The 21,801-nt window shown below is 44.6% G+C and carries 19 protein-coding genes; 7 read left to right on the top strand and 12 right to left on the bottom strand.

Annotated features, from left to right (window positions below; genetic code table 11):
• The first annotated feature begins 209 nt into the window (after window positions 1–209).
• Window positions 210–3,143: a glycoside hydrolase family 48 protein gene (locus LQZ07_RS17765; protein ID WP_152781685.1), complete on the top strand. Its 2,934-nt coding sequence runs from the start codon at window positions 210–212 to the stop codon at window positions 3,141–3,143.
• Window positions 3,144–3,219: 76 nt separating this feature from the next.
• Here LQZ07_RS17765 and LQZ07_RS17770 read toward each other — a convergent pair whose 3' ends face one another.
• Window positions 3,220–3,549, bottom strand: a complete 330-nt coding sequence (locus tag LQZ07_RS17770; protein WP_152781687.1) for a hypothetical protein — start codon at window positions 3,547–3,549, stop codon at window positions 3,220–3,222.
• Window positions 3,550–3,732: 183 nt separating this feature from the next.
• Window positions 3,733–4,677 (bottom strand): L-lactate dehydrogenase, encoded by a 945-nt coding sequence (locus tag LQZ07_RS17775; RefSeq protein ID WP_152781689.1) that lies wholly within the window; start codon window positions 4,675–4,677, stop codon window positions 3,733–3,735.
• A 169-nt stretch (window positions 4,678–4,846) separates the two neighbouring features.
• On the opposite strand from LQZ07_RS17775, the gene LQZ07_RS17780 reads away from it, so the two are divergent.
• The 3 genes from LQZ07_RS17780 (at window position 4,847) to LQZ07_RS17790 (ending at window position 7,024) form a co-directional block, all read left to right on the top strand.
• Window positions 4,847–5,479, top strand: a complete 633-nt coding sequence (locus tag LQZ07_RS17780) for a glutathione S-transferase (RefSeq protein ID WP_152781691.1) — start codon at window positions 4,847–4,849, stop codon at window positions 5,477–5,479.
• Window positions 5,480–5,605: 126 nt separating this feature from the next.
• Window positions 5,606–6,136 (top strand): dihydrofolate reductase family protein, encoded by a 531-nt coding sequence (locus LQZ07_RS17785; RefSeq protein ID WP_152781693.1) that lies wholly within the window; start codon window positions 5,606–5,608, stop codon window positions 6,134–6,136.
• Window positions 6,137–6,241: 105 nt separating this feature from the next.
• On the top strand, window positions 6,242–7,024 hold the full coding sequence (locus LQZ07_RS17790) for an ABC transporter substrate-binding protein (protein WP_152781695.1): 783 nt from the start codon (window positions 6,242–6,244) through the stop codon (window positions 7,022–7,024).
• A gap of 37 nt (window positions 7,025–7,061) precedes the next feature.
• Here the strand turns inward: LQZ07_RS17790 and LQZ07_RS17795 are convergent, their stop codons facing one another.
• From LQZ07_RS17795 to LQZ07_RS17805, 3 genes are all read right to left on the bottom strand, one after another.
• Window positions 7,062–7,559 carry a protein disulfide oxidoreductase gene (locus tag LQZ07_RS17795; RefSeq protein WP_152781698.1) on the bottom strand — a complete coding sequence of 166 codons (498 nt, stop codon included), beginning with the start codon at window positions 7,557–7,559 and terminating at the stop codon, window positions 7,062–7,064.
• Window positions 7,560–7,655: 96 nt separating this feature from the next.
• Window positions 7,656–9,728: a protein-disulfide reductase DsbD gene (locus tag LQZ07_RS17800; RefSeq protein ID WP_152781700.1), complete on the bottom strand. Its 2,073-nt coding sequence runs from the start codon at window positions 9,726–9,728 to the stop codon at window positions 7,656–7,658.
• Window positions 9,729–9,771: 43 nt separating this feature from the next.
• Window positions 9,772–10,122, bottom strand: a complete 351-nt coding sequence (locus LQZ07_RS17805; RefSeq protein ID WP_152781702.1) for a hypothetical protein — start codon at window positions 10,120–10,122, stop codon at window positions 9,772–9,774.
• Window positions 10,123–10,332: 210 nt separating this feature from the next.
• On the opposite strand from LQZ07_RS17805, the gene LQZ07_RS17810 reads away from it, so the two are divergent.
• A complete protein-coding gene (locus LQZ07_RS17810) occupies window positions 10,333–11,259 on the top strand; it encodes a GlxA family transcriptional regulator (protein ID WP_152781704.1) in 927 nt (308 codons plus the stop codon).
• 10 nt (window positions 11,260–11,269) lie between these two features.
• On the opposite strand, the gene LQZ07_RS17815 is transcribed toward LQZ07_RS17810, so the two are convergent.
• The 3 genes from LQZ07_RS17815 to LQZ07_RS17825 all read right to left on the bottom strand — a co-directional run bounded on the left by LQZ07_RS17815 (window position 11,270) and on the right by LQZ07_RS17825 (window position 14,676).
• Entirely contained in the window at window positions 11,270–13,312 is a 2,043-nt protein-coding gene (locus tag LQZ07_RS17815) for a methyl-accepting chemotaxis protein (RefSeq protein WP_152781706.1), read from the bottom strand.
• 296 nt (window positions 13,313–13,608) lie between these two features.
• The gene (locus LQZ07_RS17820; protein WP_227981246.1) at window positions 13,609–14,076 is read right to left on the bottom strand and encodes a DUF302 domain-containing protein; all 468 of its coding nucleotides are present in this window, start codon (window positions 14,074–14,076) and stop codon (window positions 13,609–13,611) included.
• Between the two features lie 165 nt (window positions 14,077–14,241).
• Entirely contained in the window at window positions 14,242–14,676 is a 435-nt protein-coding gene (locus LQZ07_RS17825; protein ID WP_152781708.1) for a MarR family winged helix-turn-helix transcriptional regulator, read from the bottom strand.
• Between the two features lie 93 nt (window positions 14,677–14,769).
• Here LQZ07_RS17825 and LQZ07_RS17830 point away from each other — a divergent pair, with 93 nt between their 5' ends.
• Window positions 14,770–15,438: a siderophore-interacting protein gene (locus LQZ07_RS17830; protein WP_152781710.1), complete on the top strand. Its 669-nt coding sequence runs from the start codon at window positions 14,770–14,772 to the stop codon at window positions 15,436–15,438.
• Between the two features lie 58 nt (window positions 15,439–15,496).
• Here the strand turns inward: LQZ07_RS17830 and LQZ07_RS17835 are convergent, their stop codons facing one another.
• The 4 genes from LQZ07_RS17835 to LQZ07_RS17850 form a co-directional block, all read right to left on the bottom strand.
• Window positions 15,497–16,348 carry a hypothetical protein gene (locus LQZ07_RS17835; protein WP_152781712.1) on the bottom strand — a complete coding sequence of 284 codons (852 nt, stop codon included), beginning with the start codon at window positions 16,346–16,348 and terminating at the stop codon, window positions 15,497–15,499.
• The gene (locus LQZ07_RS17840; protein WP_194164107.1) at window positions 16,341–16,907 is read right to left on the bottom strand and encodes a sigma-70 family RNA polymerase sigma factor; all 567 of its coding nucleotides are present in this window, start codon (window positions 16,905–16,907) and stop codon (window positions 16,341–16,343) included. The genes LQZ07_RS17835 and LQZ07_RS17840 overlap by 8 nt, the downstream gene beginning before the upstream one ends.
• Window positions 16,888–18,756 (bottom strand): VWA domain-containing protein, encoded by a 1,869-nt coding sequence (locus LQZ07_RS17845; RefSeq protein ID WP_152781716.1) that lies wholly within the window; start codon window positions 18,754–18,756, stop codon window positions 16,888–16,890. Before LQZ07_RS17845 ends, LQZ07_RS17840 begins: the two co-directional genes overlap by 20 nt.
• A 179-nt stretch (window positions 18,757–18,935) precedes the next feature.
• A complete protein-coding gene (locus LQZ07_RS17850) occupies window positions 18,936–19,619 on the bottom strand; it encodes a hypothetical protein (protein WP_152781718.1) in 684 nt (227 codons plus the stop codon).
• Between the two features lie 557 nt (window positions 19,620–20,176).
• Here LQZ07_RS17850 and LQZ07_RS17855 point away from each other — a divergent pair.
• Window positions 20,177–21,721 carry a PAS domain-containing methyl-accepting chemotaxis protein gene (locus tag LQZ07_RS17855; protein ID WP_152781720.1) on the top strand — a complete coding sequence of 515 codons (1,545 nt, stop codon included), beginning with the start codon at window positions 20,177–20,179 and terminating at the stop codon, window positions 21,719–21,721.
• Window positions 21,722–21,801 lie beyond the last annotated feature (80 nt).

The following is a 21,801-nucleotide window of genomic DNA, read 5'->3' on the forward strand; positions in this document are numbered from 1 at the left end:
AGGGCAAGATTGCCGCAAAGACATTGCCAAAGAGCAAACGCTAGCAATTCTTACAAATAAATTGAATGAACATACATGCAAAGCAAAAGGTAAATAGCTAGCGAACGGAAAATTAGCTTACAGCACCAAGCTATGCGGTAACGAATCGTCGGCTATTGATGATACTCGCTCATCATAATGATGAGTTCTCATACGAAACGGAGATTCACATGTTTTTATCAAAAACATCCTGGACAAAGCCACAACAAACCACCGGCTTCTCAGGAAAAATCAAACACCACTCATTACGTTTATCAGTTATTGCCGCCCTTGCCAGTGCTGGTTTAAGTAGCATGGCTAATGCTGGTGTATATCAAGACCGCTTTACTGAACTACGTAATGAAATTTATAACCCTGCTAATGGTTATTTAAGTGCTGATGGAGGTCCTTACCACTCGGTAGAAACCTTTATTATTGAGGCCCCCGATCACGGCCACGAATCAACCTCGGAAGCTTATTCCTATATTCTTTGGTTAGAAGCAGTGCACGGTAAAATCACCGGTGATTGGCAACCCTTAATTGAAGCTTGGAGAATAATTGAAGAGCAGATTATTCCTACTTCAGAAATGCAGCCCACCGCAGCGAACTATGCCTCGGGTAAGGCAACTTATGTACCGGAAGGGCCGCTACCTTCTAGCTATCCTCTAGCGCTAGACTCTGGTGCAGCAGTGGGTGAAGACCCAATTAGCGCAGGACTTGCTGCAACTTATGGCACCTGGGATGTGTACGGCATGCACTGGTTGTTAGACATGGATAATACCTACAAATACGGCAACCTTGGCGATGGTGTTTCTACTCCTTCTTACATCAATACCTTCCAGCGAGGGGAACAAGAATCGGTGTGGGAAACTGTGCCTCACCCATCATGGGAAGAATTTAAATGGGGTGGAGAATATGGCTTTTTAGACCTATTTGTTTCTGAGCCGCAAGCCCCAGCCGCACAATGGCGCTACACCAATGCGCCCGACGCAGACGCGCGTGTAGTACAAGTGATGTATTGGGCCTTACAGTGGATGAAGGATCAAGGCGTAGACCCAGAAGTCGTTGCTCCAGGTTTAATGGCTAAAACCTCCAAAATGGGTGACTACTTGCGTTTGGCCATGTTTGACAAATACTTCAAAAAAATTGGCTCGCAAGATGAACAAGGTAGCGCAGGTGTAGGCTACGAGTCTGCGCACTATTTAATGTCTTGGTATTACTCTTGGGGCGGCCCAATTGATACCACTCAAAACTGGGGCTGGCGTATAGGCTCAAGCCATATTCACTACGCATATCAAAACCCGATGGCAGCGTATGCGCTATCGCAAATCCCCGAGCTAAAACCCCTGGCGCCTAACTCAGTAGAAGATTGGACCGTTGGTTTGGAGCGTTCTTTAGAATTTTTCCAATGGACCCAATCTGCAGAAGGTGCATTTTCTGGAGGAGCCACCAATAGTTGGAACGGCACGTATTCCACCTACCCAGTAGAGCGCCAAAATGCCACTTTCTATGGCATGGTTTACGATGAAAACCCCGTTTATGAAGACCCAGGTTCGGGCACATGGTTTGGTTGGCAAGCTTGGGGCACAGAGCGCGTAGCCGAGTATTACTACATAACTGGCGAAGCGCGCTCTAAAGCGATAATGGATAAATGGATAGGCTGGATTTTAGACAGCAATCCGGCCACTGGTTTAGCTGTGCTAGATTTTAGTAATGACGATGTAAAACTCGCTGCAGGCCTAGAGTTTAGTGGCTTACCAGAGAAATGGGACCCCGCTAACCCGGTAGCTAACAACAACTTACACGTTACAGTTACTTCGCAAAACCAAGATGTTGGTGTAGCACACAGTTTGGCTAAAGCCTTAATGTACTACGCCGCTGCTGAAGAGAAACACCAAGGCCAAGTACACCAAGGAGCGAAAGACGCCGCGCAAATGATCTTAGATCGTTTCTGGGCTAACCATCGCACCGATAAAGGTGTAGCAGCTCCCGAAAGTCGTGGCGATTACCGAGAAAGAATTAACGATTCGGTATACTTTCCTCCCGGTTGGAGTGGTGTAAACGGTGTAGGAGCAGAGCTAAATGCAGATACTACCTTTACTAGCATGCGCCCTTTCTACAACGACTCAGATCCTGGCTATGTAGAACTGCAAACAGCCATTAGCGAAGACCGCGACCCAAGCTATACTTACCACCGTTACTGGGCTCAAGTAGATGTTGCTACCGCCAACGCGCTATACGAAGATTTGTTCCCCATCATCTGTGATGCCAACTGCCCACCAACAGCCAAAGACCTAGAAGTTAGCGGCAATTTGGATACTCCACTTAGCATTACCCTTGAGGGTAGCGACAGTAACGGCAGCATTGTTAGTTATGCCTATACTCAGGCAGCTAATGGCTCTGTTACTGGAAACGGTCCACAAGTGACTTATACGCCAAATGCTGGATACATCGGCGTAGATAGCTTCACCTATACCGTTACCGACGATGAACAACTCACTTCAGAGCCTGCAACGGTAGCCATTACGGTAGAAGATCCCAATAGCAATCTTCCTCCAGAAGCCTGTTTTTCTGCTTCACCAAGCAGTGCATATGTTGGTGACCCAGTTACCTTTGACGCAACTTGCTCAAACGATGCAGACGGCGATACGCTTAGTTATACTTGGGCCTTTGGTGATAACGCAACGGCCACAGGCGAAACTACTAGCCATAGCTATACAACTGCAGGTACTTATACTGCCGAGCTAAGTGTTGATGATGGTAAAGGCGGAGTAGATACTAGCAGTAAAGTCATTACCGTAACCGAAGCTCCAGTAATCGCTAACTGCAGTTACTCTGTTGATAACGAGTGGAACTCTGGCTTTGTAGCTAGTATCACCATAAGCAACAATACTAACGCAGTCATTAACTCTTGGGATGTAAGCTGGAGTTATAACGAGGGTTCAAGCATGACCAGCGCTTGGAACGCCACTGTTAGTGGTACTAACCCTTACAGCGCAAGTTCACTGGCTTGGAATGGTCAAATTCAACCTGGCCAATCGGTAAGCTTTGGCTTGCAAGGTAGCAAAGGAGCGGCGAACCAACCAGCGCCAATCCCGGTAGTAAGCGGCGCAGTATGTAACTAACTAGCAGCTAGCTTGTAGCTTGATTTAAAAAGGAGGCGCAAGCCTCCTTTTCTAATACCTAAAAACTCATTTTAACTTAGTAATGAGTTAACGCATAAGCCAAAGAACGACCGCTACGGCAATCTTCTGGTGCAGTACCGTAACCAACTAATACGGGCGCATTAGTGGTTTTAGCCGACAATAGCATAGTAAAGAATCGCTCAGTCATAGCATCGTCCATCAGCGAATCCAGAATAAAATAATCTTGGTCACAAGGCGTGTTTGGATGGTCATTCAGCTTAAAATAGATGGTTTGATTATTGTAGATTTTTACCCATTGCACTGTTGACGTTACATTAGCGGTGTAGGCCGCACTCGAAGAAAATGAAATAGTTAAAAGAGCAATAAATGCGAAAATAGTTTTCATATGATTTCCTAGTTCAATCCATTGAATCACTTGTCGTTAACAACAAATGAATTATTTAGAGAGGTATTAAAAACATCTCTACTCCACGTTGAAGCTAGAAAAAATTAACTTTATATCAAACACTTATCAAGCACGAATTTCGCAAATTGACTTACTATTCTTAGTCTTAACCTACTAATACAGTTAAAATCCAATCTTGCTCAAGCTTTCTCGCATCGTTTCACCTGATTTTTGCAGAGCAGCTAACTCATCACTTTCAAGTGGTAGCTCAATCAACTTCTCAACCCCTTTTAAGCCAATACACGCCGGTAAACTAAGGGCTACATTGCTAAGTTGGTATTCGCCACTTAAACGCACCGATACTGGCAACACGGTTTTGCTGTCATCCAATATCGCTTCAACCAAACGTGCAATCACTACTCCTATTGCCAAGTTGGTGTAGCCCTTCCCTTCAATAATTTTGTAAGCCGCTTGCTTAACACTCTCAGCTAGCTCTTCTAATCGGCAAGCAGAATAGCTTACGCCAAATACCGTTTGTCCTTGAATAGCTAAGCCTCCAATGCTCACCGTCGACCATGCCGCCAACTCTGAATCGCCATGCTCACCTAAAATGTAACCATGCACCGATTGCGGATCGACTTGATACATTTCGCCCAACAATGTTTTTAAACGCGAAGTATCTAACATAGTGCCGGTGCCAATAATCCGATGTTTAGGGCGTTGGCTCAGCTCCTGCAACATAAACGTTAATACATCTACCGGATTGCTGGCCACCACCACAATGGCGCTAGGCGCATAGCGGTCGAGTTGAACAGCAATAGATTTAAATACTTTGGCATTGTTTTCTAACAACTCTAAGCGGCTCTCGCCCGATTTTTGTCCCACTCCTGCGGTAACAACAATAACTTGGCAACGGGCCAAGTCGGAGAACTCACCCGCACTAACTTGCATCCTGCCGGTTAAACCCTGCCCATGCATTAAATCTAAGGCTTCCCCTTCGGCTCTAGCCTTATTCATATCCACCAAAACCAGCTCTTCACAAGCTTCACGTAAATACAGAGCGTAAGCCCCTGCCACACCAACATTGCCTACACCTATAATGCCCACACTGCGCGTTCGATGTTCCATTAGTCATCCTTTACTCATTTTGGCGACCGCTAGCCGCATAATATGAAATGCATTAATAATGAATTAGTGATAGTGCTAAGTGTTACTTTTAGCAAGCCTTTAAACCAATCACTTGCGTGATAAAAGGTAACTGGGTAAGGTCGGCCTACGCCTTGTTTGAGAGTTAGTTATGTCCACTATTTTGTATTCTTTTCGCCGCTGCCCCTACGCCATGCGAGCGCGGTTAGCTATTGCAGTTAGCCAAACACCAGTAAAACTACGCGAAATAGTCCTCAAATATAAGCCGCCAGAAATGCTGGAAATATCCCCCAAAGGCACGGTTCCTGTTTTGCAATTAGCCAATGGCCAAGTCATAGAAGAAAGCTTTGAGATAATGCTGTGGGCACTTAAACAAAACGATCCCAAGGCTTGGCTCTCCCCTAATTACCAGCAGATGCTGGATTGGGTGCAGCGCAATGATGAGCAATTTAAGCCTTTATTAGATAAGTATAAATACGCAGTGCGTTTTCCGGAGCAAAGCCCTGAAGACTACCGCCAACAAGGTGAGGCATTTTTGCAAGAGCTTGAACAACAGCTTAGCCGCACTCCTTATCTAATGGGCGAACAGCAAAGCCTAGCAGATATGGCACTGCTGCCTTTTATTCGTCAATTTGCTTCGGTCGATCTAAGCTGGTTTGAACAAGCCCCCTATCCGCATTTGCAAGCGTGGTTAAAGCAGTTTATTGACTCAGCATTGTTTCGCTCAATTATGCAAAAACATCCCACATGGTTAGAGAGCGCCAGTGAAATCGATTTTCCTTAATCATAACTAAAAGTTCGGTAATTACCCCGTGATAGGGCGCCTATACTTGAAGTAAACCTAGTTGCAGTAAACTCAGCAGTTAGCTTTTAGCAAGTGCATTTCAGCAAGCAAACTGGAGAACACCAGATGTCGAATATCGTATATATCGCCCTAAGCCTTGATGGCTATATCGCCGACAAAGAGGGAGATATAGCTTGGCTAGAAAGTGTTGCGAACCCCGATGGCGGAGACTTAGGCTTCGGCGAGTTTATGGCGGGTATCGACGCTTTAGTTATGGGGCGAAATACCTTTGAAAAGGTTGTAAGCTTTGGCATTGATTGGCCCTACAACAAACCGGTAATGCTGCTGAGTAACAGCCTAAAGCAATTACCAGAAGGCTTTACTGGCGATGTACGTATTGTAAATGGCGAGCTTAAGCAGCTGGTATCATCGCTCAACCAACAGGGCTACCATAATTTATACATTGATGGCGGCATCACCATTCAACAGTTTTTGGCAAAAGAGCTGATTGATGAACTTATTCTTACTCGTTTCCCCATTTTGTTAGGCGGCGGAGCGCCGTTATTCGGGGAGCTACTGCAAAGCCAAAGCTTTAAGCACAAGCAAACCAAGGTCTTGCTAAACGAGCTAGTACAAAGCCACTATGTGCGCGCCTAAGGCACCAAAAGGCATAAAACTATCAGTAAGCTGTAAAAAGACCGCAATAACTGCTTTAATTAGAACAACACGGATGATTAAAAAGCAAACAAATATGGAGTAAATGTGCGCAGCTATTTTTATTACTTTGTTTATGTTTGCAAAACCATCATTGTGTTTGCATTGATAGCCCTGCCTACAAAAGCTGCCGAGCTCGTTACCCTATCTAGTGGAGAGTGGCCCCCTTTTACATCTAAGTCTTTAGCGCATCAAGGTTTCTATTCTGAAATAGTTCGTCAAGCTTTTGCCCTAGAAGATTATGAAGTGCAATATCAATTCTTACCTTGGGCTAGAGCCTATATGTATGTTGAACAGGGCAAGGTAGATGGCTCTTTAACATGGGCAAAAACCACCAGCAAAGAAAAAGCTGTGCTATTTAGTGAGCCGGTCTTTTGGCACAACAAAGTGTTTTTTCACTTAAGCCAGCAGCCCTTTAATTGGCACAATATAGACAGTTTAAAACAGCTAACAATAGGTGCAACAGAACAATATACTTACGGCTATGCCTTTGATCTAGCAGCTGAAAAAAGTGAATTAAAAGTAGAGTATGTTTCTTCTGATTTACTAAACCTTAAGAAACTTCTCGTCGGTAGAATTGACATATTTCCTTCCGATATTCATGTTGGCTATCAATTAATCAAGCAGTACTTTCCTGCAGAAAAAGCAGCTCTATTCACCCACCACCCTCAATCGGTGCAACAAACTTATACTCATGTAATTTTTTCAAAGAACAACCAACAACGGAGTAAACAATTGTTGGCTGCTTTTAATCGTGGACTTCAGAAACTAAAGCAATCTGGTGCCTATCAACAAATTATTGATGATGCTGCCTTACTTGAGCACAACTAACACGCCAAGCAGAGCCGCCTAGTTTCAATATCGGGGCTTATGCCATTAGCATCCGCCACCACATACCCGGTAAGGTGGTAAAACCCGCGGTATAGTGTTTTAGCTCTCCATTTTTAACCACCATCAAGGTTGGCGTTACCGAAATGCCCCATTGCCCGCCCAAGTTAGCTTGCGGATCGTTAATCACTGGGAACTGGTATTCATGATGTGTTAAATAAGCCTGTACCTTGGCTTGCTCGCCAGAACGCAATGCAACTGTCACTACATTGAAGTGCTTAGCCATGGTGTTTACCGCTGGGCTCACAAAATTACATACGCCACACCAAGATCCCCAAAAGTAAATCAATACTGGTTCATCTTTGCTTAGGTCCTTTAGATCTATTGCCTCACCACCTAGAGTAACTGCGCTTAAGTTGGGCAACTCACCTTCTGGTAAATCTTGTGAGCGCCAGAAATCCACACCTATACCTACCACAGTGACAAAAAGCACCATGCTGATGAGTTGCTTAAAAACAGACAACAACTTACTTAACATGAGCGTTCCTCCGCAAAAAAGGCAGGCTTGTTAACACTAAACAGCAAACTAGTTAGCGCAGGTTTTGCGACGATAAAAATTACAGAGTTCATAAATTCAATCCTGAAAAAGAGATGCATCACCGGCAGCTTGAGCAAGTGCTTGCTCAATTACCTGATGGCTTAAAATAACGGGGAGAGCGATACCATTTGGCGCAGCAGGGCCATAGACAATATTAAACGGCACGCCAAAACGTTGGTAACGCTGTAAGAAGGCACTTACCTCACTAGAGGGCTTAGTCCAATCACCTTTAACTAAATGCACGGTGTCTAGCTTTAGCCGGCTGTATGTTGGATCTTGAAGCAGCACCCCCACTTTATTTGCCTTACAGGTAATGCACCAATCAGCGGTCACATCAACCAACACGACTTTGCCTTGCGCCACTTGCTCGGCAATGTTGCTTTGTTGGAGAGGTTGCCAAACTAAATCACTAGGCAATACTTTTGCCCAGCGCTCACTCGTCATTGCGCCCACTAATGCAACGCCGCCACCAAGCAACATCAAGGCACTAAAACTTATCAGCAATGCTTTAGCGCCGTATTGTTTAAGCAGTACCCAAACAAAGGTCAGCACTACCACGGCAGTTACAAGTAACAACCCAACACCAGATAAAAAATTGGCCAGTAAACTTAACAGCCATAAGCAAGTTGCCAGCAACATCAAAGCAAAAACCAGCTTTACTTGCTTCATCCATTTACCTGGTTTGGGTAAAGCTTTTGCTAAGCTTGGAAATGCCGCTACTAACAGCCAAGGCAACGCCATGCCAAGCGCTAATGCGCTAAAGATGATGATTAGAGATAAGGGTTCTGCTCCCAGAGCAAACGCCACCGCGGTTCCCAAAAATGGCGCACTACAGGGCGTCGCTAAAAGAGTGGCAAACATCCCCTGTAAAAAGTGCCCGCCATAACTATTTCCGCCACTGCTTGCTAACCGCGTTTGCCAAGAAGCCGGCAGGCTTATTTCAAACGCTCCCAACATATTTAGCGCAAACAACGCAGTTACCAGCACCATAAAGCCGATAAACCAAGGTTGTTGAAATTGAATCCCCCACCCTACAGCCTGGCCGCTAACTTTAAGCAACATAACAAAGCCAGCCAAGATCCAAAATGACACAACAATGCCAGCTGCTGATGCTAAAAATTGGCTGCGAATTCGCCCTTGGTCGACACTAGCTGCAGTAATCACCGAGCCAAGCTTCATGCCCAATACCGGCAATACACAAGGCATAATATTGAGGATTAAACCACCCAATAGTGCAAACACTAATAACTTAGGCCAAGCGATTTCTTCTACACTTAGCTGCCCAGCAACAACCTTACTTTGGTACTCAACAGCCTGCTGCTTATCAAATATGGTTAAGTGCAATACTTTGTCGGTGAGCATCGGTTGCGCTAACCAGCTTTCAGCGCTAAAAACCGCGCTTACTTGCTTAGGCTGTAGGCTCAAATTAAGCAGTTTAAAGGTAGTTTCCGGGTCACCATCTACCACTAGTTGCGGCAACTGCCATTGATGTTCACCACGTAAGGTTACCTGCAATTGCTGCTTGGTTTCATCCCATACAAAGTCACTAGTGCCTGCTTCAGCAAGTGGCGGTACCGCCATGTTTGCTTTGTTGTATAAATACATCGCTTCACTGTCTGGGCGCAGCGCTTTTAAGTCCACATCAACGGCAAAAGGGTAATCAGTGAGAACACAAACATTGGTGCAAGTAGATAGGGTTAATACCCCGCTTATTCGGCCTGCCTGAGAGCTAGAATCAACTCTTAACAACAGTGGAAAATCCACAGCTTGTTGGTAGCCAAAGGTTTGCAAACCCAGCAATGAAAAACGCTCGGGCCGCGGCCACAACCACTCAAGTGATTGCACGCTGCTTGCCTCATCCCAACGAATACTGGGCGCAACGCCGCCTTCTCCTGGCGAGCGCCAGTAGGTTTTCCAATCGTCTTCTAACTTCACTTGCAACACAGCAGGCAAAAGCTTGGTTTGCTGATTAAACTCACCAGTAAGCATAAGCCGAACTTGCGCAGGTGGGTGTTGTTGATGAGTTAACCAGCCCGTGCTTTGGCTAAACGCCAAGCTCGGCGTTAAGCTCAATAACAACAGCCAAGGTAATAAATTTTTCAATATCATCTCCAATAAATAAACATTAACGCAAAAAGGTTGCCGTTAGTTTTTATTCTCGAAAATGACACACCGAGCGATACATTCGCCGAGGAGGCGGAATAGTAGGTTTAAGAAAGGTTTGAAAAGCGCTTAAGTGTGGCAGCACTACCAGCGCTAAAGCGGCAAATAGCACCACTACAAATACTTGCTCTAAGGTTTGAACGTATTGCTTAAGTAAATGTTCAGTAAAGTGACAGCTTTGCTCGTTTAATACCTGGCTGGAAAAGCTTTGTTCATCCGCTAAATGCGCACTGGGGCAAGAGACACTCAAGCCAAGGTTTTTTGCTAAACAGGTAGCTAATAGCACTGCCAGCAACAGTAAAGTAATTTTAGCTTTAAATGTAGTGTGCTTAAAAAACATGGCTTGGGATTAACAAAATGATGTTCATCTTTTACTGATACTCGCTAAAAATTACAAGTAATACCACCAAAAATTGATCAACAAAATGTAAGTAGGATAAGGACTAAAGTCCGAAATTATCGTAGTAGAACAAAATGTTATACAAGGGTGCAACTTAGCAAAACTTATTAGGTCGAAGCTTAACAACCAAAACACCTTGTAATCACTTTTATGACACCGACAACCGCTATTACTATTGTTCGCTATCCTGGCGCCTCTCAGGCCGCCATATTTGGCTTACAAGAAATGTTTTTGTTAGCCAACAGTACCTCTCAACAACAGCAATATAACCACCATATTGAATGTAATATTGTTGAGCATGGCGAACTAACGGCGCAAGCATCCTGCTTACAAGTAGTAATAGTGCCACCCAACATTAATCATGATTACTATCTCTCGCCAACTCCAGAGCTACTGCAATGGTTAAAGCTGCTGCATAAACAAGGTTGTATAGTAAGCTCGGCCTGTGCTGGCGCATTTATATTAGCTAAGGCAAATTTGTTAAACCAACGCCCAGTAACTACTCATTGGGCCTTAGCTGAAGACTTTGCTAAGCGCTTCCCTGATTGCCTACTGCGCAGTGAACAAATTCTTATTAACAATGGCGATATTATTACTGCTGGCGGTTTAATGTCGTGGGTTGATTTGGGTTTAGAGTTGGTTGCGCAATATACTCGGCCAAGCATCATGCGCCAATTGGGGAAAAGCCTAGTTGTAGACACAGGGCCGCGCGAACAACGTTACTACCAAAGCTTTAACCCAAACTTTGAACATGGCGACAACGACATCATTAAAGTGCAGCACTTTATACAAAGCCACTACCAGCAAAACATCAACGTGGCACTACTGTGTGAACAATGCTTTCTCACAGAGCGAACCTTATTAAGGCGTTTTGTTAAAGCTACTGGCCTAAAGCCTATACAGTATTTGCAAAAACTAAGGGTTCAAAAAGCCTGCGAACTACTTGAAACAAACCCGCAAAGTACTGAAGCCATTGCCCAACAAGTAGGTTATGAAGACGCCGGAGCGTTTAGAAAAGTATTTATAAAAATCATCGGCTTAAGCCCAAGGGACTTTCGCCGACGATTTACCAAGTAATGATATTAGGCTAGCTAAATTGGGCCACCTGTTGCTGCAGCTCTTGCGACAGCGTTTGCAATTGGGTGGCGCTACTGGCTGTTTGCGCCGCAGTATTTCGGCTATCACTGGTAAGATTGCTAATTTGCGAGGCATTAGCAGCAATTTCTTGCGATACCTGCGCTTGTTGCTCGGTAGTAGCAGCAATGGTTTCCGACTGGCTAGCAATACTGGTAACTTGCTCGGTAATGCCATTTAAGGCTTCACCAGTTTGCGCTGCATGCTCGGTAAAAAACTCACCGCGTTTCTGGCTTTCGCTCATCATGCTCACCGCATTGCTAGTGCTTGATTGCAACTTGGCGATAATGGTTTCCACTTCTTTAACCGATTCTTGAGTTCGTTGGGCAAGCGTTCTAACTTCATCTGCAACCACTGCAAATCCGCGCCCTTGCTCACCAGCTCGCGCCGCTTCAATAGCTGCATTAAGTGCTAATAAGTTAGTTTGGTCGGCAATATCGTTGATCATTTTAGTGACATCTTGAATGTTGTTACTTTCTTTACCCACTAACTCAATGGCCTCGGCTGAGGATTTTAATTGGTCATTAAGTAAATCAATCTCCCCCACCATTCGAGCGACCAGTTTTGCCCCTTGCTGGGTATTACCGTCGGCAGCGCGCACACTGCTAGCAATGTCTTCAACCTGTTCCGCTACCGACGCCGCAGAGGATGACATTTCCTCAATAGCCGCAGCTACTTGATCAACCTGCGCTTGCTGATTATCCAACTGGCCTAGGCTATGCTCCGCATCTTGATAAACACCGCTGGAGCGCTCTTGCAGAGCACTACTGGTGTTTCGAATACTTCCAACCAAGTCGTTTAGTTTACTGGCCATCTCTTTCGCGCCAGCACTTAACTGCTCAACTTCGTTGCTTGATTCTGCTCGGCCATCTTGAAAACTAACGCTAATTTCACCATTACCCATGCGCTGCATGTTTTCGCTTAATACTTCTAAGGGTTTAGTCATTTGTTTTAGTAACAAGGCCAAACCCAGTAATACAACTACCGCTACCGAAACCGAAACCGATACTAAAGCAATTAACACCAATAAATCGCGGCTAGCTTTAGTTATTTCACTAACAAAGGTGCCACCCAGTATTTTCCAATTCCAACCTGGTACTTCGGCAAATACCAAGTATTTTTCACCCACTACACCATTGTATTCGTAGGGATAAAACAAACGACCAGAAGGCTGCTTAAAGATTTCTTTAAATGGCTGATTACCGTCGTAGTCACGGCGATCAATAATTGATTCACCTGGTTTAATTTCTGGGTGTAATAAGTAGTTACCGAGTAAATGGCTAGCATCGTTGTCTACCACAATGGTGTAACCGGTATCGCCCCATTTAATTTGTGAAAGATTATCGAAGATTTCTTCTGTGGCTTGGTCGATAGGTACCCCAATAAAACTTAAGGCAGCTACTTTGCCCTGCTGGTTTTTTATCGGCTTATAGTAAGTGAGATAGTCTTTTCCAAATAAGGTAACTTTTGCATGAAAGGCTTGGCCACTTACCAAAGTGCTATAGCCAGGGTGATTTAAACCCAACTTAGTGCCAACTGCGCGTTGAGCTTGGCTATTCTTTAATGAGGTGCTCACCCGCACAAAATCGTCGCCAGAGGCACTAAACAAAGTAGCAACCGCGCCGGTATCGGCGGTAAAACGGTCCACATAGCGACTGTTATCAATCAGTGAGGCACCACGAATATGAACATCTTTAACGCTAAACTGCTCAAATTGAACAGTGCGTTCAGCCACTTCTACGCCACTCAAGTAGCCATTTCGAAACGTCGCTTCTAAATCCTGAGCTCGCTCTAAATAAGACGCAAATTGCCCTTCAACCATAGAAGCAACCGCTTTTACTTTTGATTCATGATCAGCCATCGCTTGTTCAAACAGCGCTTTGGAGGCTTTGTTATATACCAGCGCCGCCATTAAACCCAAACCTAACAAAATGATCAGGCCAATAACTAACTGCAACTGCAATGAGATACTGCGACTTTTAAACCCACTAATCATGCCAAACTCCCTTTCTTAAAATTGACTAAAAAGTCAACAATTCACTTACTAAAGCTAATTTAAGCAAAACAACTGGTCAAGTAAATATCACAAACGCATCACAAGAGCTTTCCTTGTTTTATATCAACAAGCGCTCTACACGGGCATTTTTTGTTAATAAGTGCAATATTTTATCGGCGAGAATGCTCACAAAAACGTTTATATGACAATTGCTTCACATAACGTTTTATTAACATATTTAAGGGAGTAAGAACCAAAGCAGCTGGATGCTACTTTGGCTAAGTAAGATAAAAGAATTAGTTAGCGGCTGCCTTGCTAATGCCCGCTAACGCACCAGCGATTTTACCAAACACCGGATCGCAACCAGCTACCTGGTGACGCTTAGCGAGATACTGAGGATCGTTATAAGAAATCCACACTTTCCCGGCTTCATCTTGCCAAATAAGTGCTTTTTGCGGCAAATCTAAAGCAATCAGCTGTTGGCACTTCATTAGAGGTGAACCGACTTTAGGGTTACCAAATATAATCAATTGAGTATCTCTAAGCTCAATACCCACTTTCTCTGCGCCATCAGAATGCTTAACTTGGTTAAACACTGTCATGCCTTTTTGCTCGAGTATGCTCAACATACGCTCTGCGGTTTGGTTTACATCATGCTGGCTGGCCACACTGATTACGCCATCACTAGCAGCATTTGCTACACCCGACATCATCAACAAGGTCGCGCTAACAAGCCCTCGTTTTATCGCTCTAACACTCAGCATAAAAACTCCTATTTTTCAGCAGAATAAGTAACTTACTATCTAACTATCTAACTAAGTTATCGCTTTCTAGCCAAGTCTAGTTCAATTATTAGCTTTATCACACTTGCTCTGTTGGTTGCTGCTAACTCAGGCTTTGAAGGCAAGATAAGATATTAAGTTGTTAGCTTAACGACCCATCTCATTTAGGTTCCCCACCATCGCCTTTGCTAGCTTCTCAAATTCCTCAATTTGTTGTTCACTGAGGTTTTGACACATTTGGCTTAGCACTTTGCTTTGGGTCTCTTCAATTAAGCTTGCCAGCGCTTGCCCCTCATCTGTGAGAGACAAGAGCTGGCTGCGTTTATCTTCTGGGTTGGCGGTTTTTCTCAGCCAATCTTTTTCAATCATTTCTTTTAGCAAACGGGCGATTTGCGCTTTATCGCGCGAGAAGTGATTAACAATGTTGTTAGCCGTGCAATGGTGGCTTGCGGCAATAAAACTTAAACAACTCACATGCATGGCATTTAAGCCTAGTTGTTGGGCTTTTAAGCCAGAGCGCATAGCAATTCGATATGCTTGAACCAGAGCAAAAACCGAATCAGAAATTGATTGCTGTTTCATAAGACCTCAAATAATAGTTGACTAAGTCTACCTTTAAAAATATAGTTGATTTTATCAACCTATTAAGCAATGTACAAGTCATTAGGAGTAACGATGAAGCCAAAAATGTATCCGGTTCAGGTATCACAGCTTATCCCACTTTCTCCTCACCTACTGCGGATTGTAGTAAAAGGCAGCAGTCTTAAAAGCTTTCCTGAATCTAAGGAAGGGGCACACGTGAAGGTGATATTGCCAAACAGCGATGGTTCAAAACCTAAAATGCGCTCCTACACCATTCGTTGGTTTAACTCGGCGAGCCAAGCAAAGCTAGGTGAGCACTTAAGCATTGCTGGCCCTGGGCAACTAAAGCTGACCCAGTTTAATCATCACAGTTATTTGCTACTAGGGGATATTACCTCGGTTAACGCCATTAATGGCTATGTGCCAAGGCTTAATCCACAAGCCGACCTTAGAGTAATAATCTCTGTTCCCACTCGCGCAGACATTATAGAGCTAGACTATCACGCTGCAGAGAACACCCACTGGTATGTTGAGGATGAAGCAACTATTAGCTTTGCAGAGCAAGTGCAAACAATCGCCGCAGGTATGGCTAGCGATAGTCACATATTTATGGGCTTAGAAGCCTCACAGATCCGCTCTTTACGGCCGATGTTGCAGCAAGACTTAGGTTTTGATCGCCTAAACACCTTTGCAGTAGGTTATTGGAAACAAGGCGTAGATGCTGATCGCTTTGGCGCACAAAAAAAAGCGGCTCCCTTATAGCCGCTTCCGTTTGCTCTATTGAAGTGATTCACTGAGCCTGCAAATTAATTACCAGTGCTTAGGGCGATTTACAGCTTTCTTCTAAGGTATTTGGCAAGCGGTAGATACGTGATGAATCAACGTCAAGCCCATCCCCCACTATCAGCCAGCCACTTTCAACAGTCACTAACTTCCATTGTATTTGTTGCCAACTTAACCAGCGTGGTGGCTGCGTAAGAGCTTGCTTAGCATCTTCTGGCAAAGTTTGGGCGAGTTGTAATTCCAACTGCTCAAATGAGTAAGCGCTTAGCGCTTGCTCCACACACTGCAGAACAGCATCGCTTACGGCTATAGCAACAGCATCAGACATCTCATCACTCGGCAAAGATGAGAATGCAGCTGGCTGCTCTTCAAGAGCGTAATGCTGTTCAGCAGACTTGGCAGCAAGCTCAGTTTGCCTTTGAATTGTTTCAGCCTGCATAGTTGGTTTTTGCATGGCCTTCTGTTTGGCTAACTCTCTGCGCTCTCGCTCAATTGCTTGGGTATCTAGCTCTCGCTTACGCAATAGCTTTTCTGCTAGTTGACGTTTTTGCTGGTCGAGCTCATCAGTCGCCAGCTCATTAGCCTGTTGCGACGGGCTAATTAACTGCACATTGCTTTGATAACTTATTTCACTGGGTGGCACACTAATTTCGGTAACCAACCACCAACCTAGCACTCCCACACAAGCCAAAGACGCAGCGCTCGCCCACCAAGGCGCAGCCGCCCAAGAATATGATTTAGCTTTACTATTTTGTTTTGCCTGCTGCTTAGCCAGATTTTGAATACGTTTATCTAGCAGTTCCGAGGGCTCAAATTGGTTTAGCGCTTGCTGATAAGCTTGATCAATTTGCTGATCGCTGGGCGCATTACCTTTAGGTGTATCAACCATGATGTTTCTCCCAGCACTCTCGCAATTGTTGATAAGCAACCCGTATACGACTTTTTATAGCATCAAAAGATGCATCAAGTACTTGGCTCATCTCGGCCACAGCAAGGCCCGATTGTTTTAGCATAAATACATCTTGTTGCTTACTAGGCAGTAACTCCACACAGCGTAATATCACTTGCTTATCAAGGCCTTGCTGATGCTCTTTCTCAGGGTTTGAAAGAGATTCCAACTCATCTAGTTCTTGTTCGTCGTTATGGTTTTGCTTGCCTTGCGAGCGCCAGTAATCGGCAATTCGGCGGCGTGTAATGGTATAAAGATAGCCTCGAAAGTGCGCGATATTTTGCTCGTCATCACTAGGTACCTTGTATTGGCTAGCTTGACTAATTATCGATTCCCAAACTTCTTGAAATACTTCGTTACAGGCAGCCTCTGCCATCTTTTGCCGAATAAAACCAAACAAGGGTTTGCGATAGCGTTGATAAAGCTGGTCAAACGCGGCTACGTCACCACGCTGACCATAATCAAGCATCAGTTGTTCATCACTGACTAAGCTCTTCATTGTTCGCATCAATCCTTGCGGGTAAGGTTACCGGTAATGGTTGCACTGCATACTCTAACTCTGGCAATTGCTGCGGCTGTGGCGTAACGGGCGATTGCAAGGCTAAGGTATTGGTTAATCGCGCTAATTTAACAAACTCTGCGCGATAACCAAACTTATCTTGTCCTTTTGCAGCATTAGCCCAATCAATAATTTGCTGATAAGCAAGCTCATCCAACTGCTCATTGGCACGTAGTTTTTGGCCAAAAGCTGCTACAGCAATCGCAAAGCGGTCGTCATTGTTAGCTTGCTCAAAATCAACCAAATCTTGGCTAAATACCCGCTGCGCATACTTTTCAGAAGCTTGCGATTGCGCTTTTTTGTAACGTACTCGTACTTCGGCCAGCGCTTCATTCACCTGTGGCTTAGCCATTTTATTTTGCTTCTGCTGCTGAAATACCAAAGGGTCAATTAAACCCGGTTTACCCACTGGGGTTATCTCGTAGATAGCCGTTACACTGTGCCCCGCTCCCATGTCGCCAGCATCTTTTTTGTCATTGTTAAAATCGACGCGCTCAAGTTGGCGATTCTCGTAACCCAGTAAACGGTATTCCGACACCATACGAGGATTAAACTCTACTTGAAACTTCACATCATGCGCCACCGTATGCAAGCTGCTACCTAATTGATCCACCAGCAGTTTTTGCGCCTCGTGCAAGGTATCAATATAACCGGCTACACCATTGCCATTATCAGCCAGTTGCTCCATTAAATGGTCGTTGTAATTGCCGGTACCAAAGCCAATGGTTGAGAATTGCACGCCTGCTTTGCGCTTTTGAGTAATACGATGTTTAAGCTCATCAATGTCGGTGATGCCTACATTAAGATCGCCGTCTGACATTAGATAAACATGGTTAATGCCGCCTTCAATAAAGCCTTGTTGTGCTTGGTTATAGGCCAACTCTATGCCAGCAGAACCATTAGTTGAACCACCCGCTTGTAAGCCGTTAATGGCCGCTACAATTTTGTGTTTATCTTTTACGCTAGTGGCAGGTAAAGCCACTCCTGTACCACTGGCATAGGTAACTATCGCCACATTGTCGCTGGCTTTTAGGTTATTAAGCATCAATAACATTGATTGCTTTAACAGAGGCAGCTTTTCTTGCGATTGCATCGAGCCGGATACATCCACCAAAAACACTACATTAGCCGCGGGGCGAATGCTGATATCGGCTTTATAAGCGCTTACGCCAATGCGAATTAGTTGATTGTTGCTGTTCCAAGGAGAAGCGGTAAGTAAGGTATCAATCGCAATAGGCTGCTCAATGCTCAGTGTGGCATCGTTGCCAGTCGCGTAATCGTAAGAAAAGTAGTTAATCAGCTCCTCTACACGCACCGCATCTTTTGGTGGAAGTTGGCCATTATTGATAAAACGGCGCATGTTGGCGTAGCTGGCGCTGTCGACATCGGCACTAAAAGTAGAAACCGGTTGTTCTGCCACGGCCACTACCGATAAATCGGAAAACTTTTGGTAGTTTTCGTTGTTGCCCTGCTCGTAGTAATACGAAGAGTCGGCAAGCCCCTGCGCCGCCGCAAAGTTAGATGTTCTTGCCATTTGCATTTGGCTAACTGCGCGCTTTTCTCGCTGATGCTTAGCGATGGGGTGCACTGCCTTTATAGATTGGTCTTGCTGCGGTCGTTGGGCTGGCTTGGTTTGCTTAACAGACTCATTCTGCTGTTGCGATTCTACTCGATCAACATTGGCCTGCTCATCAGCACTATATTGGCCACAGGCAACTAACGAAGAAAGGGTTAAGCCCACAAGCACTGCACGAGCAATAGGTGAATATGAAACATGTAACTTTTGCATTTTGAATACCTTGTTTAAATCAATCTCACACAGGTAATCGCAGCTAATAAAAAAACGAGGCTAAAAAAGTTTAACTTTTTTAGCCTCGTTAGTTTTTCTGTTTCTAGATAAGGCTACAAGCCTTAAAAAAGCTCAGCTTTATTCGCCCCACTTCCCCAATACAGGCTCAGTTTCAGAGCTTATTCTTTTGGCTTAGCAACAAAGCTATATATTTGCACACCCGAATCACGAAGAGCATCTAGCGCTACATCACTGGCCCAAAACTCCCCACCCTTGCCTGCGGGTATCCAACCTGTAAACAACTGGTGGGCTTTTAGGCTTTTACCATCATGTACGTATGACGATGGGATATGAACCTCTAAGTCCTCAGCTAAATCGTTATTCAGCACAAATACGCTTTCTAGCTCCAGCATATTTAGCTCTTCGGTACGGGCTTTTAACCGCTTACGTAAGTTGTCGTCTAGCTGTAAACTAATATAACCCTGTTCGTTATTAGCAATAATCACCATGCCGGTTTTAGACTCAGGAGACTTTTTGTCTTGTATTGTATCTAGCACCACATCAACCTTGTAGTTGGCAGTATATTCCAAACCTAGATCATCATTCGCCTGACACGACACCAGCTCATGGTTCTGCTTAAACAAATTGAACATCAATCCATTAGCTTCGGCCAAACCATCGCTTTCCACGCCCGTTTCGGGATGAAAACACCCATCCATTAAAGTGACATACATATTGGCACTAAGTACCTTGCCGTTGGAATCTGGGTTATTAATATCTGATGCATTTAGTTGGGTCACTAGCTCAGCCTTACAGCCAACTAACATTAATATTGGTAGCACTAGCAAGCATTTTAGATTCATAATTTGTCACTCTTTACTTAGGGTGCGCGCAGTGTAAGCAAGCACTATGAGAAAAATAGACAATTTACGAACTACCTACCCATTACCGCCACTAAAACACTACAACTCCTTAAGACAGAGAAACAGTAATCACCTAGTGAAATACCCTAGAAAATTAGCCATTTACCAAAATTTGTAGGGCTTAAGTGACTACTTTCTATGACTGACATTGAATTGTCTTATTAATGTCGCATATTTATCCGCGATCAAATATCAACAAAACATAAAAATATAGTATTCAGCAAAGTAGTGGCTAGGGTGTTGAAAAGTCTGGTTATTGAGACGGAGTGATTATGCCAATCACACCAAGTAAGTGACCATCAATAACGCCGTAAAAATACTCGAGAACAAGGCAGAGTTTTTCGATAAGTAGTTATTCTACAAACAAAAATTCTAACGCAGTTATCGAGTATTTTAACCAAATAGAATGAACAGTTACTTAGTACGATTGGTATTCGTTCAGGCAAGGCAATCAAGCACTAGCAACAAGTTATGGATGTTTAGGAGTAATAACTTAGATGACGGATCAACGCGTTAGGTTTGCCGACAGCGACAACCTTATATCAACCACCACAGCCGACAGCCACATTACCTATTGTAACGACAGCTTCTGCAAAGTAGCAGGTTACCAACAAGACGAATTACTAAATAAACCACACAATGTGATTCGCCATGCCGACATGCCCAAACCCGCTTTTGCCCAACTATGGCAACATATTCAAGCAGGTTCTAGCTGGATGGGATTAGTAAAAAACCGTTGCAAAGAGTCTGGCCACTACTGGGTATCGGCATTTGTTACTCCCATAATGGATAAAAATGGCGAAGTATTTGAATACCAATCAGTACGTACTCAGCCTAACGATGAGCAAATATCTCGGGCCAGCAAGCTTTACCAAAAACTCCAACAAGGCGAAGCAAAAGTAAGGCGACTGGCGCTTTGCAGCTGGCAGCAACTTGGCATCTTAGCCACCCTAGGTTGCTTGTTATTAACAGCTTTGGATGTGATTAGCTCAGCCACTTTACTGGCCACCGCCATTCCACTTTTGGTGATTAGTTTACTGCTTAGTATTAAGTTTAAAGCTAGGTTATCTGCGCTTAAGCAAATTGCCCAACAAAACTACCACAACCCCTTGATGGAAATGCCTTACACCGGCCACTGCGACGATTTATCTCCCATCGAGCTAGCCATGTTAATGAAAAAGGCAGAACTGCGCGCCGTAACTGCCCGCGCAAACGAAACCTCCGAGAGTATTCTAGATTCCGCCAAACAAGAAGTCGCTAACAGCCAAGCCATAGACGAAGAGCTAAGCGAACAGAGCAATGCCACCGACGCCATGGCGGTATCGGCCGAGGAAATGCTTGCCTCTATTGATGAAGTCTCGCAACAAGCTAAACAGAGCAGCGAGTTTACTCAAGATGCCAGCATAACTGCGATGCAAGGAGCAAAAACCATTGATGAAGCAGTTGCCACCGTTAACTCATTAAGCCAGCAATTAGACGACTCTCGGCAAGCCCTTGGCCAGCTATATAACGATGTAGAAAGCATCGAAACCATTTTGGGGATGATTCAAGGCATCGCCGAGCAAACCAACCTGCTGGCGCTAAATGCTGCCATTGAAGCTGCTCGAGCTGGTGAACACGGCCGAGGTTTTGCTGTGGTGGCCGACGAAGTGCGCGCGCTATCGGGTAAAACCAGCAGCTCGGTAGACGACATTCGAAGCAAAATAGAAGTACTACAAGCAACAGTAAACAAAACCGGAAACTTAATGGAGCAAGGCATAGCCGCTTCGGATTCCAGCGTAGCTAAATCGCAACAAAGCAAACAGGCTTTTCAAGCCATTGTTAACGATTTACATGCCATAGGTGAGCAAAGCACTAGCACATCACAGGCAATAGCCGAGCAAGTTCAGGTTACCCAAGGCATGACCGAACACGTACACCGAATGAAAGAAGCGGTGGACTCTACCAAAGTATTGTCCGACAGCTCGGTGGGCCGCACTCAAAAACTGGTAAGTAGCTTAGAAAGCTTACAGCGCTTGGTTAAACAGTTTAGCCAAGCCTAAGCACGCTTAAGTGCCAAGTACCTAAACGCTAAAACAAAACAGCCCGCAAAAGCGGGCTGTTTAACATCAATGAACTGTTT

It is taken from the genome of Agarivorans sp. B2Z047 (assembly GCF_023373605.1).
GTDB classification, from domain to species: Bacteria; Pseudomonadota; Gammaproteobacteria; order Enterobacterales; family Celerinatantimonadaceae; genus Agarivorans; species Agarivorans albus.